This is a genomic window from Atopobium sp. oral taxon 810 str. F0209 (genome assembly GCF_000466405.1).
Classification (GTDB): domain Bacteria; phylum Actinomycetota; class Coriobacteriia; order Coriobacteriales; family Atopobiaceae; genus Olegusella.
This window is the reverse complement of record NZ_KE952949.1, coordinates 98,138-115,888: the sequence shown is the minus strand read 5'-3', so window position 1 is coordinate 115,888 and position 17,751 is coordinate 98,138. Positions and strand designations below refer to the sequence as shown.

Here is a 17,751-nt window from a genome sequence, read left to right as displayed (position 1 = left end):
ATAATTGCACAGCAGTAACACCCTTGCGCGTGGTATCATCGCTCGTGCGAAGTGGGTCAGACAATCGCGGGGCAGCTTTCCGGCAACGGTAATGCTGTCATGAGGAAAGTCCGGGCTCCACAGGGCAGGAAGCTGGCTAACAGCCAGGCGGGGTGACCCGACGGAAAGCGCCGCAGAAAAGAAGACTCCCGCTGCTCGCCTCGGCGAGTGAGAGAAAAGCTGAAACGGTGGTGTAAGAGACCACCAGCACTCGGGCAACTGGGTGGCTTGGCAAGCCCCTTCCGGAGCAAGCGCATATAGGAGCGCCATGGTGTTGCCCGCACCGCGCTCGGGTAGCGTGCTAGAGAACGCCAGTAATGGCGTTCGTAGATAAATGATTGTCCACGACAGAACCCGGCTCATCGGCCCACTTCGCATTTCTTCTTGTCACACGCTCTCATCTCGCCCGAGGTTCCTAATTCTTATGCCAGTTTGTGGCACCACACATCGACTCTAAAAGCTTGTGGCACCACACATCGACTCTAAAAGGATTCACGATTCCTCACCCAACTCCAAAGCCACGTAACTTCGTTCTGCTTCATACCGAATGCCAAAAGCCACGTTCTACTTCACTTTTTTAGCCAAAAGCCACACATCTCTTCACGCCCAAAAAATCTACCTGCGCAAACGTCAGGTCCTTTGAAACAGAACGTGGCTTTTGACATTTTTTCTGAAACAGAACGTGGCGTTTGGCACGTAGGGCTGCTCCAACTGAAAGAATCCGTAGCGTTTGGCAAGCGGAGCCGTGCAATCTGAAGCAGAACGTGGCTTTTGGCAAGCAGGGCCGTGCTGCTTGAAAGAAGGTGTGGCGTTTGGCAAGCAAAACAATGCTGATTGGAGAAGCAGAGCTACAAAAATGAAACGACCCCGTAGAAACGGGGTCGGAACGTTGACATTACTGCTGGTAGCCACAACAGCACAGACAACACAACTGCTTCAGCGCGACAACAATATCAATGCTGCCACACCGCTACGTCAAAACCAAAACTAGTCGAGGTCGTTGAAATCATCAGCAGAGGTCACAGGGGTAGCGGCACCAATGCTGCTGGTAAGTACAGTTGCACCAGCATCCTGAGGAGCGGCAGCGGGAGTCGCGGGTGCAACCACAGGCGTAGCTACAGGTGCGGCAACACTACCGTTGGGGTTGGGCAACGCACGCGCAGGAAAAACAGAGTCAGCGTCATCCATGAAGTGCTGCAGAAGCTTCTTGTACTCACCACGGAAGTCCTCACGGGACTGCTTGAGACGATCAATCTCATCAAGCTCGGCCTGCTTCTCAGCAAGTGCCTGACGAATAACCTCACGAGCCTTTTGATCGGCCTCATTGCGAATGGACTCAGCGTTTTCACGAGCATCAGCAACCAGTTTATCTGCGCTCTGCTGAGCCACAATCAAGACCTTGGAAATCTGACTCTCGGAAGCAGCAAGTGCATTGAGTGCAGGGGCGGGAGCCGGAGCTGCAGCCGCATTGGCAGCGGCGACATTAGCATTCTCAAGCTGAATCTGCAGCTCGGAAACCTGTGCCTGGGATGCACCAAGCTGGGACTCAGCGTTGGTCAGGCGAGACTTGAGGTCTGCAATCTTTTGCAGCATAGCGTCAAGCTCAGCAGAAAGTGTATCGAGGAAAGCGTCAACCTCCTCGGTGTCATAACCATTCTTAGACGGAGAGAAGGTAAGTTGTTCGATGTCGGCTGGTGTGATTGCCATCTCTATCCCTTTCATCTATACATGCCTTACAAGGCAAACTATCAGCAATTTTACTCGAATGCACATTGCCATGTACACTTGGGCATGCTCGGATTGAATACCGCACAAAGCAAGCAAAGCCCACGTCTGCCCACAAGCACAAAACTCATGCTCATAAGCTTATATGAGTATACCCACAAGACCGCGTTTGACGACCTCGAGAATAACCATCGCAATAACGGGAGAAAAATCCAAGCCTCCCACAACTGGCATAAAACGCCTAAAGATATCCACATATGGGCGGACAATCCTATCGAGCGCCCCTGCCACGTCACCGATAATGCCATCACCCGACAGAGGAATCCAGCTTAAAATAACCCACACAACGATGAGCAGTTCATAAAAATCAAGCACTCTCATCAAAAAAGAAATAAATGCAAACATTCGCGCTCCTTATCCAGCCAACTCTCGCGTGCGCGCAAGAGCTGCATCGACAGCAGTATACGCGCCTTCAACCAATGCTGGCTCCAGAGCCCGCAAACCCTCAGCAGTTGTACCACCGGGAGATGTCACTTTTTCCATGTATGCACGGGGATGCTCTTCCCCTTCTCTCAACTGACGAGCAACACCTTCCATTGTAGAAATCAACATTTCTCGACATGACGTCGCAGGAAGTCCCGCGCGCACGCCTGCACGCGTAAACGCGTCAATCACCAAAGCAAAGAAAGCAGGACTACAACCTACGACGGCACCCTCGACATTAAGCTGTACTTCGCTCATCTGTGCACAGGCGCCCAACGTCTCAAAAATAGCTGAGACGCGCGCAACGTCAGTTGAGGTCGCAGAAGTACCCACACAGAGTGCAGAGGCACCTGAACGCACCTGAATGGGCAAATTGGGCATCACGCGTAGTACCCGCGCACCAGGTAGCGCTGCTTCTAGCACGGCAAGAGGAACACCCGCCGCAATAGAAACAAGCAAGCGCCCTGCCACACTATCGGCAATCTCGGCCATAACGGCGGGTAACACTTGTGGCTTAACCGCAAGAATAACCACATCGGTATCAGCCGCCATAAGATCTGCAGCATCAGCATACACAGGGCAGCCAAGCTGAGCAAAAACTGCACGCTTTGCTTCACCAGGGTTGCAGACAAAAACGCGCTCAGCGGGTAGTGCTCCCGCTTCCAGCAGGCCACGCACAATAGCTGCGCCCATAGAGCCAGCGCCTATAACCCCAAGTGAAAAATCGAGCTGAGACATGCTACTTCACCAAGTCGCCGTCGTTGACAAGTTTCTCGATATCAGAATCAGAGAGCTCAATACCAGCAGGCAGGACAACAAAAACGCGGTCGCCCAATTCCTGAACGGCACCGCCCAAACCACAGGCCAACCCAAAGCAGAAGTCCAAGATACGCTTGGCGGCCTCAATATTGGTATTACGGAAAACCAGCACAACGGGCTGGTTGGTACGGACACGACGAACAACCATCTGAACATCGTCATACGCTGCAGGCTTGAGTACATAGGGAGGAAGCACGCTAGAGCTCGGACGAGCAATAGTCCTGCCGCCCAAATCGCCAGGAGTCACATTGCTGCTGGCACTACTATCATCCATGCCATAGTCACGGCTCGTAGGAGCTGCATAACTGTCCTCATCGTAGGGACGATGGGAGCGAGGCGTCACACTACGCTCTTCGCTGCGATAGTCACCATAGCCTGGCGCGGTCTGAGCGGGGGCACCTCCTGCAACAGGACGACCAGAGCGAGTATAAACCGAGACGCTCTCGGGCTCAGGACGACGAGAGTTGCCAAGCAAACCTACGTGCTCGGAGGTATTCTCTTCGGGCTCATCGTCGTAGTAACCATCATCGTAATCCTGATCATCGTAATATTCGTCACCGCGGTTCTGCTGGAATTTATCCCTCAAGTTGTCTAGAAAACCCATCGCCTACTCCTTCTTCCACGCGGCAAGCCGCAAATTTCACTCATTCACTCATATAGCACGTCTCAAACAAGACGGTCGTACCCACTCTGCCCCACTATTCCAAATGAAAGTCAGGGCTAAACACCACACGACCCAATCTCAACAGGGTCGCCCCTTCTTCCACGGCAATCTCAAAATCACCGCTCATACCACAAGAAAGTATCTCTAAAGGCAACCCTGTCACCTTATGCAGGTGATCACGAAGTTCACGTAGACCCGAGAAAGTCTGCCGCGCCTCGTCTCTATTTCCTGCCGGTGCCATGGTCATCAAGCCTTCAAGCGAAAGCGCAGGTAGAGCTGCGATTTCATTGGCGCACATCAGCGCCTCAACCACTGTCATTCCCGACTTGGATTGCTCACCAGATACGTTAACTTCAAGCAAAATAGCAACCTGCTTGTCCCGAGCTTGTGCACGCTTAGAAATCGCACGAGCCAGCTCAAGAGACGACACTGAATGCACAAGCTCAACATCACAATCCAGCACCTGATTGATTTTGTTTTTTTGCAGGTTGCCAATCATATGAAAGCGCTGACGCGGCAGGCCAGGCACATCTGCCAGCAGTCCCAATTTGCGCCTGAGCTCTTGTGGACGGTTTTCACCAAAGCATTCATAGCCCGCCATATATGCTGAGACAAGCTGAGGCACATCAACCGTTTTTGAGACAGCAATGGAAGAAATCTCGGCCACATCTCTATTAACACGTCGAGCAGCAGCCTCGATACGCTCTACGATTTCAGCACGACGCGCAATGAGGAAGGTTTCGTAATCCTCAGACGCACGGTAACTCTGATCGATAAGCGGATTCATTACACTTCCCTCCTCTACAAAAGCTATTCTGCAGCCATAAAAGCTAGTGCACCATGGCGGCCACAGTGACCGTGCTCGGCGCGATACGAAAAGAAGCGACCTGTCGTACTCGCTGTTGATTCCTCAACACTAACAATGCGCTCAGGAATAACTCCCCCATCAAGCAAAGCCGCACGCACGGCAAAGCCCAAATCCAAATGGCGCACGTCAGCCGCCGCTGCCTCACCAAACTCACCTATAAAACGCTTAGCCAAATCAGCGGACACCTCATAGTCCATCCGTCCAATATGCGGACCCACGTACGCATTGATTTCGCGGGGACACACTCCCGTCTTTGCGCAGAGCACAGATACCGCTTTTTGGGAGATACGCGCAATACTTCCTCGCCAACCTGAATGCACTACTGCAAAGCCACCTGAACACACGAGAATGACAGGCACACAGTCAGCAAAGCAAAGCAAAACGGGCACATTGGGTACGGTACAGATGACGCCATCAGCACCGGCTCGCGCCTCGGCAAAAGCTGCAGACCACGCTTCGTTATCCTTCTCACTCAAAACAACTAAATGATCACCATGTACCTGATGAGGATTGATGAGTTTATTTGCATAGTCTTCACAGCCCAATGCCTCAAGAGCAAGCCTGCGATTGGCGTTCACTACCTCTGGCTCGTCGCCACAGGCATCCCCCAAGTTAAGAGAAGCAAAGGGAGACAGTGAACGGCCACCTGTGCGTTCCGTAAATGCAAGCGTGACCCCGCCAGGACGAGCAAAATCGCCAAGCAGGGTCACACCATACGACTCGTGACGGGAAAGAGTCGGCGCTTGCATACTAGATGCGGCTGTTCCTGAGGAAATCGGGAATGTCAAAAGCTTTGTCATTGCCCGACTGCTGAGGAGTGGAGTTGCGGGTGGTGTTCTGAGTACTGCGAGAGCTAGAAGTGGCAGGACGGCTTGAGCGAGAAGACCTACGGTCAACATTCATCTCAGGCAGCTTCTCCTGGACATTGCCACCATCAAAACCAGTAGCGATAACGGTCACACGAACCTGATCGCCAAGGCTCTCGTCAACAACGGTACCAAAGATGATGTTGGCCTCAGGGTCAACATTTTTAGCGACAACGTCTGCAGCATCATTAATCTCTTGGATACCCAAGTCCTTGTTGCCAGCAATGGAAAGCAGGACGCGAGTAGCGCCATCAATAGAGCTCTCAAGCAGACGGCTGGAAATGGCCTCTTCGGCAGCGTCGACTGCACGATTGTCACCGGAAGCAGTACCGATACCCATCATTGCGGTGCCAGCGCCCTTCATGATGGTGGTGACATCTGCAAAGTCGAGGTTAATCAAACCGGGAACAGTAATGAGGTCGGTAATACCCTGGGTACCTTGGCAGAGGACATCATCTGCCATGTGGAACGCCTCAAGCATCGTGGTCTTCTTCTCAGAAAGATCGAGAAGGCGATCGTTGGGGATAACAATGAGGGTATCGACATTCTCAGAAAGCTGCTCGATGCCGTCAACGGCATTAGCAGAACGCTTACGACCCTCAAAGGTAAAGGGACGAGTTACAACGCCAACGGTCAAAGCGCCCAGATCATTTTTTGCAATATCGGCAACAACGGGAGCGGCTCCCGTGCCTGTGCCGCCACCCTCGCCGGCTGTAATAAAGACCATATCGGAGCCAGCAAGTGCAGCCTTGATCTCATCATGAGAATCCTCAGCAGCCTCAGCACCAACCTCAGGGCGAGCACCAGCACCCAGACCCTTGGTTAAATCGGATCCAATGTGGACCTTGATGTCAGCATCGGAAATGGCAAGCTGCTGTGCGTCCGTGTTGATGGCCACGAACTCGACACCACGAATTCCCTCTTCGATCATGCGGTTGACAGCGTTCGTGCCGCCGCCGCCGACGCCAACCACCTTGATGACTGCAAGGTAATTGTTGAGGTTATCGTCGTTCGTCATGGTAGGACCTCCTGTTGCTTGTTGTGCGACTCTTTGGTTCGTCTGTGCCTGTATTGCATGTGTGTTGCGTTTACGTACATTCCTGTTTTTTGCCATGTAGTACTTCTTTCTGCCGCGCCTCCGTGCATCGCCGCTTGCGCGGCAGAACGCACTTTAGAAAAGCTCGAGAAACCCTAAACCTCAAGTTGACCTCGATGTTTGTTCTAAAGCGCGTTATATTTGCACATGCACGGAGTCACGTCAAGTAAAATTTTTGAATTGTGGAAATTGCAGGAAAAAGCGGCTTATTTAACCATCTGTCCAGTCTTAACGTGGACTCTTAAATCCTTTAGCTGCAAATGTGCCAAAAGTCTCAAGGTAGATACTTTAAGCTTCAGGACTTGACTCATCTGTGGAACTTGAATCTGCTTGAGAGTTGTCATTGTCGCCTTCAGGGCTCTGGCCACTCTCATCAGACACATCACTACTACCCTCATCAGAGCTCGCATCATCCTGAGTCTTTGACCCACTGGAATTTGCTGCAATGACAGAGTCATCAGCACTGGCGCCTTCACCTAAGGCTCCAGTTCCCTCTTGGACATTATCCGAGTCAACCATGCGATATGACGGATTACTTGCTACGCGGACATTGATATAGGTAATCTTGCCCGCATGCTTTTTGAGCAAAGCCAAGATAACTGATTCCTTGGCAGTAATATCTGTTGCCTTACCCAAAGAAACAGTAACGCCTGACTTGAGCGTACAACTCACGCTCGCTGCAGACGGTGCAGAATAGCTCAAGATCTGCTTTGAAAGCTCTTCGGTAAAGCCTTCCTCAAATTTGATAGCAGCTTGCAGACTCTCGGCTGTGGCCTTAGAACCAGCGCGTGGATTGAGCTTTGCAGGTGAGTCTGCAATAAGCAGAGCTCCCATACTCTGAGCTTTCTTGAGTACAGCGGCTTTGAAACTTTCACCGCTCTCGGCTTTGACTGAGATAGGTTCGAGCCACACACCACCGTCGCCCAAACACCACACAACCTCACTGCCATTCATAATGACCAAGGCTCTTACCTTATGTTCGGTCACTGTAATCTTTAGGGTCGAAGGAAAGACGCGCGACAGATGTACCTCAGCAACCCAAGGATTACGCTTGATGTTTTCCTCAATTTTGTCAGCGTCAAGATTGAGCAGCGTTGCCCCCTCTTCTACTTGAGCAAGGCGCACGATACTGCTATCAGAGACATGCTCACTAGAGGTCGCAACCACATTGTTAATAGTAAAGACGGCTGTATGTGAGAGGATGGTAAGCGCAATAACAGCGATAACAGCGAGCGTGGCCACTACAATAACCGCAATGGCTACACCCTTGAGGGTTGGTGTATGCCGCGTACCCTCATCAGGCTGTGTTGCTGACTGACGCTGCTTGCGGCGTACGGCAGGAGATGGAGCGGCAAAGATTTGCTTCTTTTTAGGAGCCGCCGCAACTGCCGTCGAAGGGGTTTGTAGGCGCCCTGTTTGAGCAGAACGCTTGCCCACTTTAGGTAGGCGTGAACCTGTACTGCTAGCAGGTACCGAAAGCTTAGGTGCACTCTTCTTGCGACCCACAGTCACAGAAGCTTTGCTTCGCGGGGTAGGCTTGCGAGGAGTTGGCTTTTTGGGTGTGTTGTCTTGAGCCATACGTGACTCCCCTATACCTCAAAACCGAGGAGCTTAACCTCGGAACGTAAATCAACGGAACTATACGCCAAGACTTCACTATGTACACGATTCATCAAAGCAAGTACATCAGCAGCGCACGCTCCACCGCGATTGACCACATAATTTGCTTGGCTGGGATGCAGCTGTGCGCCACCTTCACGAGATCCGCGCAAACCACAGCGCCGCACCAATTCATGTACCGAAGCAGCGCGTGGTTCTACAAAAAGCGCCCCACAACTCTGAGCACCTAAAGGCAAAATTCTGCGCTCAGCAAGATGAGTTTCCATCTCCTGAGCAATCGTCTCTGCCTTAGCTGACTGCAAAGAAAAACTAACTTCAAGGATAATCTCATCTGCTGGCAAAGAGCACCAACGACGGCCCCAATCAATCTCTACGGCTCGGCGACGAACAAGCCCCCCACCAGGCTTAAAGCTCACTACATCATGCACGATACTATTAAGCCAGCAACGCTCAGTACCTACATTCATTGAGAGTGCCCCGCCTACGCTACCAGGAATACCTGCGAGAAACTCCATACCAGAAAGTCCTACTGTAAGGGCAGCCGAACAGGTTTTACCCAGACGCGTGGCGGCGCCCGCAGTCACAATGCCAGTTGAACCATCTACACTAAGCTCGTCAAACTCACCTGTCAGGACAATAACGCAACCACGATAGCCCTCATCAGAAGCAAGTATTGATGACCCACGGCCTAAAATAACCCAAGGCAGTTTCTGAGTGCCTAGCACTTCTATCGTACGTGAAAGTGCCGCATAGTCACGTGGGGCAACATAAAGCGCTGCCACACCACCAATGCGCAGAGAAGTCAAGCGAGACAAAGGCACGTCTCGCTTTACCTCACCATTTATCTTCCCCAAAAGGGCTATGTAGGCATTAAATACGCTCACTAGCCCTCGGTTGTCCCTTCCATATCACGCTCTCGCAGAGCATCAAGCAAAGCTGGCCCCACCTGAGTAATATCGCCTGCGCCCTGAGTAATCACCAAATCACCCGGACGACATAGTTGGACAAGCTGGGAAATAAGCTTACGGCGACTGGGCTGATATTCTACCTGTTGAACATGCCCATTGCCCTTGACCGAATTGGCAACCGTCTTGCCCGAAACACCAGGAATTGGCATTTCACCAGCAGAGAAAACGTCAGTAACTACGAGCACATCAGCATTATCAAAAGCAGTGCCAAATTCACTAGCCAGCGCCTGAGTCCTGCTGTAGCGATGCGGCTGAAAAACGCAGACAACACGTTCAAAGTCAAGTTTGGAAGCAGCCGTAAGAGTAGCCTCAATCTCAGTGGGGTGATGTCCATAATCATCAACCACAGTGATACCTGCTGCATCGCCTACATGAGTAAAACGACGGTGAGCACCTCTGAACTCGGCTACAGATGCAGCTGCCTTTTCAAGATCAAGATTCAAAACACCTGCTACAGCCAGTGCCGCTGTCGCATTTGCCATGTTATGTTTACCTGGATTGGCATGCAGACCAGAGTGCAATGTCACACCACTAGGGCAGACCACATCAAAGTAACTCTGCAAACCTCGCTGAGCCTCACTGGGCACACAACGATAGTCAACATTTTCGCCAAAACCATAGGTCACAACCTTACGACCTGTAGACTTGGCGAGCTCAACATAGTGGGGATTGTCACCAAAGATGATAATGGCGCCTTCTTTGCCTACCAAGTCCATGAACTGACAAAAGGTCTTCTCGATATTCTCGAGCGTACCGTAGTGATCGAGGTGGTCAGCCTCAATATTGGTTACAACAACCACATTGGGATTGAGAAAGAGGAAAGAGCCGTCAGACTCGTCTGCTTCGCAAACAAAGTAGCCGCCAGAACCATTGCGACCATTGGTGCCATATTCCTCAACGATGCCACCAATGAGGAAGGAAGGGTCACAACCTAGATGATCAAGAACCGTAGCCACCAGAGAGCTTGTGGTGGTCTTTCCATGGGTGCCAGCAACGGCAATCGTCTTTGCACCCTCTCCTAACGCAGAAAGCATCTGAGCGCGACGCCAGACGGTAATACCCAGCTCGCGCGCGCGAGCAAGCTCGGGATTGGTCTCGGGGATTGCGGTAGAAATAACAACCACATCGGGCTTAAGCTCATCAATAGTTGCTGCTTGATGACCAATGCGAACATCAATACCTGCATGCTCAAGGTCACGCACGTAACGCGAGTTCTTGAGATCCGAGCCTGTAACCTTGCAACCCCGCTGAAAAAGAACAAGCGCAATACCACTCATGCCTGCGCCGCCGATACCAATAAAATGCGCGCTCGAGAACTTAGGTGTCTGGATAGTTTGAGTCATGTAAGCCTCTTCTCTTGCAAATACATTCTTGAATACTTTAGCGGATAGAAAGATATTCGGGCAGCTGCAGCAAGCAGTTGCCATGAAAAGACCCTCTTATCTTGCCTCGTCACCTACTCAGCAGCGCGTCATGACTTCATTTCGAAAGAGATTGTGTGCCGTCCAACGCACAAACAGTCCCAACGTAATGCCGCAAGAAAATCATGGTTGACATCTAAGTTAGCAAGCATTAACTTACTGTGATAACAACGTTATCACACTTGAAATCTGCACATAGGAGCAGTATGGCAACCTTCGATAAAGCAATTGATCCAATGATTAAGGAGAGTGCAAAAGAAGAATTTCTAGAAAAGGGTTTTCTTAACGCATCTCTGCGTAAAATTTGCGCGAAGGCTGGCGTCACAACGGGAGCGTTGTACAAGCGTTACGGTGGAAAAGAAGACCTTTTCCAGGCACTGGTGCAGCCTACCGTGGACGATATCGACGCGGTCATTGCATCCAAGAGCATCAATTACTCCACAATGACAGATGATCAGCTCTACGACATGTGGACGCTAACCGAAGGCTATATGGACTGGTGGTTCGAATTCATGATCGCCCGAAAAGATGGCTTCACACTGCTCGTCAAGTGCTCGGAGGGAACGCGCTATCAGGACTTCCAACACAAGATTGTCGAAAAAGTATGCGCGGAAACCTACAAGTGTTATCAAGCAGCAGCGGATCGCAGCCTTGCCAGAGTCGGCATCACTCCGCGGGAACTTCACGTGCTGACAACCGCATTCTGGAGCACGATGTTCGAACCTTTCATACATGATTTCACCGACGAGGAAATCCGGCTCCACTGTCAGCTGACCATCCAATTCATCGATTGGCATCGCGCCCTTGGCTTTTCGGAGCCGAAGGCCTGATAAAGAAGAGTTTATTTTTTAGCTATCGAGTTAGATAAATCTAACTAAGAGAGGTGATTCAGTGTTTAAAAAAGTCCGACCATACATGGAAGGATACATGGGCTACACATACAAGGCAGTGGCGTGCGTCTGCATCGCCATCGTGTTGGGCGTCGTCCCATACTTCTTCCTGTATCAAATCCTTGTTCCACTAATCGCAGGACAATCGCTGGAAATGGGATACGTGCTGCTAATAGTGACGTGTACAGCGGTGTGTCTGGCGGGCAACGCAGTACTGTATGTGAAAGGCCTTGAATATTCCCATATCTGTGCCTATAACACGTTGAAGAATATCCGCACCATCCTGCAGCAAAAGCTGGAGATGCAGCCGCTTGGCACCATTCGTGAACTAGGCAACGGACGCATCAAAAAGATGTTCACCGATGACATCGAAACTATCGAGATCTTGCTTGCGCACGCCATTCCCGAAGGCATCGGAAACTTGCTCGTACCAGTTATTGTGATTTTAGCCATGTTCTTCGTGGACTGGAAACTTACCCTGCTATGCATCGCCTCCCTGCCGTTGGGCCTGCTGGCCATGGGCATGATGTACAAGGCAGGCATGAGTCGCATGGATGCCTACTACGGCTCAGCAGCAAAGATGAACAACACCATCATCGAGTACATCAACGGCATGGAGGTCGTGAAGATCTTCAACCGCGACGGCGAAAGCTATAAGCGCTTTAAGACCGACATCACGAGCTACCGCGACTTCACGCTGGCGTGGTACAAGGTCTGCTGGCCCTGGATGGCGCTCTATTCCAGCATCATCCCTTGTGTGGCACTGTTCACGATTCCCGTCGGTGCTTGGTTTGTGTTACAGGGCTGGAGCACGCTGGCCAACCTCATCCTAGTTGTGTGCATGTCGTTTGCAGTGGGGTCACCACTGCTGAAGGCCATGAGCTTCGGCGGTAAGTTCCCGCAACTCAACTACAAGATCGACGAGCTGGAGAAGCTTATTGAGCATCCTGCGCTCAAGCAATCCGAGCGCAGCTTTGAGGGCGCAAACCACGATATCTGTTTCGAGAATGTGCACTTCACCTACAAGGATACCGAGGTCATCCATGGCATCAACCTGGAACTGAATGAAGGCACCATGACAGCACTTGTAGGCGAGAGCGGCAGCGGGAAATCCACCCTGGCAAAGCTGCTGGTACACTTCTACGACCTTGACAGCGGACGCATCACACTGGGCGAGCAGGACCTAACCGACATGCGCATCGAGGCACTGAACGATCAGATCTCCTACGTTTCTCAGGAGCAGTTCCTGTTCAACACCAGTCTGTACGAGAACATCCTCATTGGCCGACCTGAGGCCAGCCGTGAGGAGGTGTTAGAAGCTGCCCGCCGTGCACAATGCGATGAGTTCCTTGCGCGTCTTTCCCAAGGAATCGACACGCCCGCAGGCGATGGTGGAAAGATGTTATCCGGCGGCGAGCGACAGCGCATCTCTCTCGCGCGGGCATTACTGAAGGATTCTCCGGTCATCGTGCTGGACGAGGCAACTGCATTCATCGACCCGGAAAACGAGGAGAAGATGAACGCCGCCATCTCCGAGATTATAAAGGGCAAGACTGTGTTGGTCATCGCCCACCGGTTGCACACCATTACAGGGGCGAACAAGATAGTTGTGCTAAAAGACGGCACCATAGATGCGCAAGGCACGCATGAAGAGCTGCTGGGTGCTTCGGAGGAATACCGACGCCTGTGGGCGGCTGCGCAGGAGAGCGCCGCATGGGAGGTAAGGGCATGATCGCATTCATCAGCAGAATCCTGAAGGTTGCGCAGGACTTGCGCAGGAGGATCTATGGGGCCGCCGTATGCTCTTTCTTGAAGGCGTTTCTGGGTAAAGCGCCCATCGTGGTTATGTTCTTCCTGATCATGGGCTTTTTAAACAACACCGTCACGAACATGAGCTGTCTCTGGGCGGGCATCGCGATCGTAACCTGCATTGCGCTGCAGTGCGTGTTCCAAAATATCGCCGATCGGCTCCAGTCCGCAGCCGGCTTCGAGATTTTTGCAAACATGCGCCTAAAGCTAGGTGAACACCTACGAAAGATGCCTATGGGCTTCTTCACGGAGGGTAACATCGGACGTATAAGCTCCGTTCTTTCCACTGATATGAACTTTATCGAAGAGAACCTGATGATGGTACTGGCCGACTTGATGAGCTACATCTTTTCCACTGTCATCTTCATCCTGTTCCTGTTCATTCTCGACTGGCGACTGGGGTTGCTTGGTCTGCTCATCACCAGCATTGTGTTCTGCATCGGTGAGGCCATGAAGAAGAACACACTGATGCACTCCAACGAGCGTCAAGAGACAAGTCAGCAGCTCACCGAGGCTGTCATCGACTTCACTGAGGGCATGGGCATCATCAAGACCTACAACATGCTGGGTGAGAAGTCTAAGGAGTTAACGGAAAGCTTCCAAGCATCATGCGACAAGAACTTGAGCTTCGAATTCGATTTCAAACCGTGGGCGAAGGCACTCAACCTGACCTGCGGGTTCGGCAGTGCCGCAATGCTCGGCGCCATGTGGCTGTTATATCAAAGCGGATCTCTATCGCTTACTTTCTTCATCGGTATGCTGCTGTTTGTGTTCGAGCTGTTCAGGCCGCTCAAAGCCTTTTACGGGCAGGTAGCACGGCTCACCGTGATGGATGCTTGTTTAGATCGCATTGAGGCGATCTTCGCTGAACCAGAGCTTTCGGACAGCGGCAACAAGGCAATCCCAACCAATGGCTCACCAGAAATCGAGTTTGAGAATGTCAGCTTCGCCTACGGAGACAAAGATGTCCTTCACAAAATCAGCTTTGTAGCGCAACGTAACACCATGACGGCACTCGTCGGACCCTCTGGCGGCGGCAAATCAACCATCGCCAGCCTTCTCACCCGCTTCTGGGATGTGAGGGAAGGCAGTATACGACTTCGCGGTAAGAACATCCGCGAGGTACCGCTTGCCCAGGTAATGGACAATATCAGCATGGTATTCCAGCGGGTCTACTTGTTCCAAGACACGATATATAACAACATCGCCATGGGTCGCACGGACGCCTCAAAAGAAGAAGTGTACACGGCTGCAAAGAAGGCCCGATGCTACGACTTTATCATGGCACTGCCACAAGGCTTCAACACAATGGTCGGCGAGGGCGGCATGTCACTTTCCGGCGGTGAGCAGCAGCGCATCTCCATTGCGCGTTGCATTCTCAAGGACGCCCCCATCGTCGTCTTGGACGAGGCCACAGCCAGCGTAGACGCGGATAACGAGAGGTACATCCAGGATGCAATATCTGAGCTCGTGAATAACAAGACCGTGCTGGTCATCGCTCACCGCCTACACACAATCGCTGGTGCTGACCAGATTCTGGTGGTGAACGACGGACAAATCGTCGAGCGCGGGGGCCACGAGACGCTCATAACGCAAGGCGGCATCTACGCGGACATGGTCCAAAAAAGAGCTTCCATGCGTAGTTTCATGGACAAATAAGCAAAAGGAGGAAAAATATGGAAGAAAACAACAAACTTGCCGTAAAGGACCTCATCAATATTGGCGTGTTCACCTCACTCTACTTCATGGTGTTTTTCGTCGTCAGCTTCATCGGGTATATCCCAATCCTGTTGGTTCTTCTTCCTGCCATCTGCCCCATCGTTGCGGGAATCCCGTATATGCTCTTCCTCACAAGGGCGAAGAAATTTGGCATGGTAACCATCATGGCACTTATCCTAGGCCTGCTGGAGCTGGTGATGGGACGACCTTGGCCGGTACTCTTCATCGCAATTGCTGCTGGATTGTGCGCCGACCTGATCCTTAAGGCTGGCCAATACAAGAGTGTGAAATCCTGTGTACTCTCTTCTGGCATTCTTTCCTTGTGGATGATAGGCATGGCGCTACCCTTGTTCTTCAGCTATCGCGACAACTACCTTGCCGGCCTTGTCAGTAGCTACGGTCAAGCCTACGTAGACACCCTTGCCAGCCTCACACCAGATTGGGCGTTGTTCGTATTGATCGCGCTGTGCTTTGTGGGCGGCATTATCGGCGGTCTTATGGGCTCAGCAGTACTGAAGAAGCACTTCAGGAAGGCGGGCATGGCCTGATGCAGGCTGAGTTAAGTACATTCCAAATCACTGGCGAGCGTTCGCTTCTGGATCCCAGGGTTGGACTGCTCGCCATTCTGACCGTAAGTTCCGTGATGATTGATGGCAGCATCGTCGGTATCGACTTCTGGCTGCGTCTAGTCTGTTGCATCCTGCCGCTGCTCGGGCTCTTGGCACTCCAACGTTGGCAGTTCGCTGCAGTTTACACAGCGCTCTATGTCTTCGCATTATTAATGGAGGGTGCAGCCTTCCGACTAACCAGCGGTGCACTCAACATGATTGTCATGATATTAGGTGGGCTTATTTCACGATTCCTTGCACCCATCGTGATGGGGTACTGTGTGATGCAGAGCACCACTGTTGCCGAGTTCATCGCCGCTATGGAACGTATGCGCATACCGTCTACAGTGACGATTCCCTTATCAGTGATGTTCCGTTTCTTTCCAACAATCGCCGAAGAGAATAGCGCCATCACCGATGCTATGCGGATGCGGCAGGTTACCGGTATGCATTCAGGTTTCGTGAAGCGCATAGAGTACGAACTAGTCCCCGTCATGATGAGTACCGTGCGTATCGCCGACGAGCTCTCGCAGGCAGCATTGACTAAGGGGCTCGGCGGCAGCGTGAGACGCACACACATCTGCGAGGTCGGCTTCCGCGCACGCGACTATATCCTGCTGACACTGCTCATAGCAGTACTAGTTCTGTTTGTGGTGACTTGACATGATCGAGTTCAAAGACGTCTATTATGCCTATCGTGTAACGGACTCGGACGGAAGCGTTCGGATGCGTTCGGCCCTGAAAGACGTGAGCCTGTCCATCCAAACTGGTGAGTTCGTTGTCCTCACTGGCAACTCGGGCTGTGGGAAAACAACTGCCTGTCGACTAGTCAACGGGCTCATTCCCCATTACTTCGAGGGAAATCTGAAAGGCGAGGTTCTGCTGGCGGGCAAAAACGTTACCGCACAGCCCCTCTACGAGACGGCCAAACGCGTGGGCAGCGTCTTCCAAAACCCTCGCAACCAGTTCTTCAATGTAGATACCACGAGTGAATTGGCCTTCGCCGCAGAAAACCAGGGACGAGACCCAAAGCAAATTAAACATAACATTGCTAATACAGCCGAGCTACTCGACCTAAAACCGCTGTTGAGACGGAATATGTTCGCACTGTCTGGCGGCGAGAAGCAGAAGATTGCCTGCGGTAGCGTAGCTGTAGCAGGCAGCGACGTAATTGTACTGGACGAGCCGTCGTCCAACTTGGATATGGAGAGCATCAAGGCACTGCGAAAGACGCTCGCCCTATGGAAGGAGCAGGGCAAGACGGTCATCATTGCAGAGCACCGACTCTTCTTTTTGAAAGGACTTGCCGATCGTGTGCTAGTCTTCCGCGATGGAGAGATTATCCAGTCGCTGGACGCGGATGTATTCGCCGCGATGACCACTAGGGAATGTGCGGGGATGGGTCTTCGGACGACAGATCTAGGCTCTGTTTCCTTCCCCACCCGAAGCACGAGTAGAGCCCCCATGATAAGGCTCGAGGATGTCTGTTTCCATTACTCAGGCACGCTCGGTATAGATATTCCGGACTTAGCATTCCCCCAAAGCCACATCACAGCCATAGTTGGACGGAACGGTGCCGGCAAGAGCACGCTGGCACGAACGCTTTGCGGGTTGAACAGACGAGCAAAAGGCACAGTGTTCCTAGACGGAAAAGAAATTCCCATTGGCAAGATGCTGTCTTTCTGCTACATGGTCATGCAAGACGTGAACCACCAGCTATTCACTGACAGTGTGCTGGAAGAAGTGTTAATCAGTGTGCCAGGGGCAATCCCAAAAGATCTGCGCGAGAAAAAGGCACACAAGGCGCTTCAACTCATGGATATGGAAGACCTTTCGGAGCAACATCCAATGGCACTCTCAGGTGGCCAGAAACAGCGCGTGGCCATTGCCAGCGCACTAGCCGCAGATGAGGAGATACTAATTTTCGACGAGCCTACAAGTGGATTCGACTACCGCCACATGCGCCAGACCGCTCAAGTACTGAAGATGCTTTGCAATCTTGGGAAGACAACTCTCATCATTACCCATGACCTGGAACTCATCGCATTGTGCGCTGACTATGTTGTGCAGATGGATGGAGGATACGCCACTGAAAGCTATTTCATAAACAACGAGACTGCCTCGCGAATAGCCTCGTTTTTTCTGAACTAGCTTGG

The 17,751-nt window shown here is 51.9% G+C and carries 16 protein-coding genes and 1 other RNA gene; 7 read left to right on the top strand and 10 right to left on the bottom strand.

The window, feature by feature from the left end; translation table 11 throughout:
* The first annotated feature begins 48 nt into the window (after positions 1–48).
* Positions 49–417, top strand: an RNA gene (gene rnpB / locus HMPREF9069_RS08890) — RNase P RNA component class A.
* 609 nt (positions 418–1,026) lie between these two features.
* On the opposite strand, the gene HMPREF9069_RS04730 is transcribed toward rnpB, so the two are convergent.
* From HMPREF9069_RS04730 to murC, 10 genes are all read right to left on the bottom strand, one after another.
* Positions 1,027–1,746 carry a DivIVA domain-containing protein gene (locus HMPREF9069_RS04730; protein ID WP_035438488.1) on the bottom strand — a complete coding sequence of 240 codons (720 nt, stop codon included), beginning with the start codon at positions 1,744–1,746 and terminating at the stop codon, positions 1,027–1,029.
* Between the two features lie 159 nt (positions 1,747–1,905).
* Positions 1,906–2,169 carry a YggT family protein gene (locus tag HMPREF9069_RS04725; protein WP_021626027.1) on the bottom strand — a complete coding sequence of 88 codons (264 nt, stop codon included), beginning with the start codon at positions 2,167–2,169 and terminating at the stop codon, positions 1,906–1,908.
* A gap of 9 nt (positions 2,170–2,178) precedes the next feature.
* Positions 2,179–2,985, bottom strand: coding sequence for a pyrroline-5-carboxylate reductase (gene proC, locus HMPREF9069_RS04720; RefSeq protein WP_021626026.1), 807 nt, complete (start codon positions 2,983–2,985; stop codon positions 2,179–2,181).
* 1 nt (position 2,986) lies between these two features.
* The gene (locus HMPREF9069_RS04715; protein WP_021626025.1) at positions 2,987–3,670 is read right to left on the bottom strand and encodes a cell division protein SepF; all 684 of its coding nucleotides are present in this window, start codon (positions 3,668–3,670) and stop codon (positions 2,987–2,989) included.
* 94 nt (positions 3,671–3,764) lie between these two features.
* Positions 3,765–4,517, bottom strand: coding sequence for a YggS family pyridoxal phosphate-dependent enzyme (locus tag HMPREF9069_RS04710; RefSeq protein WP_021626024.1), 753 nt, complete (start codon positions 4,515–4,517; stop codon positions 3,765–3,767).
* Between the two features lie 23 nt (positions 4,518–4,540).
* A complete protein-coding gene (locus HMPREF9069_RS04705; RefSeq protein WP_021626023.1) occupies positions 4,541–5,347 on the bottom strand; it encodes a purine nucleoside phosphorylase YfiH/LACC1 family protein in 807 nt (268 codons plus the stop codon).
* 1 nt (position 5,348) lies between these two features.
* A complete protein-coding gene (gene ftsZ / locus HMPREF9069_RS04700; protein WP_035438487.1) occupies positions 5,349–6,482 on the bottom strand; it encodes a cell division protein FtsZ in 1,134 nt (377 codons plus the stop codon).
* Between the two features lie 366 nt (positions 6,483–6,848).
* Positions 6,849–8,138 (bottom strand): cell division protein FtsQ/DivIB, encoded by a 1,290-nt coding sequence (locus tag HMPREF9069_RS08860; RefSeq protein ID WP_021626021.1) that lies wholly within the window; start codon positions 8,136–8,138, stop codon positions 6,849–6,851.
* 11 nt (positions 8,139–8,149) lie between these two features.
* Complete coding sequence (gene murB / locus HMPREF9069_RS04690; protein WP_021626020.1) at positions 8,150–9,064, bottom strand: UDP-N-acetylmuramate dehydrogenase; 915 nt, start codon at positions 9,062–9,064, stop codon at positions 8,150–8,152.
* Positions 9,064–10,491, bottom strand: coding sequence for a UDP-N-acetylmuramate--L-alanine ligase (murC, locus tag HMPREF9069_RS04685; protein ID WP_156894166.1), 1,428 nt, complete (start codon positions 10,489–10,491; stop codon positions 9,064–9,066). The genes murB and murC overlap by 1 nt, the downstream gene beginning before the upstream one ends.
* A 284-nt stretch (positions 10,492–10,775) precedes the next feature.
* On the opposite strand from murC, the gene HMPREF9069_RS04680 reads away from it, so the two are divergent.
* From HMPREF9069_RS04680 to HMPREF9069_RS04655, 6 genes are all read left to right on the top strand, one after another.
* Positions 10,776–11,399, top strand: coding sequence for a TetR/AcrR family transcriptional regulator (locus HMPREF9069_RS04680; protein ID WP_021626018.1), 624 nt, complete (start codon positions 10,776–10,778; stop codon positions 11,397–11,399).
* 97 nt (positions 11,400–11,496) lie between these two features.
* Positions 11,497–13,191 carry an ABC transporter ATP-binding protein gene (locus HMPREF9069_RS04675; RefSeq protein ID WP_198009720.1) on the top strand — a complete coding sequence of 565 codons (1,695 nt, stop codon included), beginning with the start codon at positions 11,497–11,499 and terminating at the stop codon, positions 13,189–13,191.
* Positions 13,188–14,927 carry an ABC transporter ATP-binding protein gene (locus HMPREF9069_RS04670; protein WP_035438484.1) on the top strand — a complete coding sequence of 580 codons (1,740 nt, stop codon included), beginning with the start codon at positions 13,188–13,190 and terminating at the stop codon, positions 14,925–14,927. The genes HMPREF9069_RS04675 and HMPREF9069_RS04670 overlap by 4 nt, the downstream gene beginning before the upstream one ends.
* A gap of 17 nt (positions 14,928–14,944) precedes the next feature.
* Complete coding sequence (locus HMPREF9069_RS04665; protein ID WP_021626015.1) at positions 14,945–15,535, top strand: MptD family putative ECF transporter S component; 591 nt, start codon at positions 14,945–14,947, stop codon at positions 15,533–15,535.
* Entirely contained in the window at positions 15,535–16,257 is a 723-nt protein-coding gene (locus tag HMPREF9069_RS04660; protein ID WP_021626014.1) for an energy-coupling factor transporter transmembrane component T, read from the top strand. Before HMPREF9069_RS04665 ends, HMPREF9069_RS04660 begins: the two co-directional genes overlap by 1 nt.
* A gap of 1 nt (position 16,258) precedes the next feature.
* On the top strand, positions 16,259–17,746 hold the full coding sequence (locus tag HMPREF9069_RS04655) for an ABC transporter ATP-binding protein (RefSeq protein WP_021626013.1): 1,488 nt from the start codon (positions 16,259–16,261) through the stop codon (positions 17,744–17,746).
* Positions 17,747–17,751 lie beyond the last annotated feature (5 nt).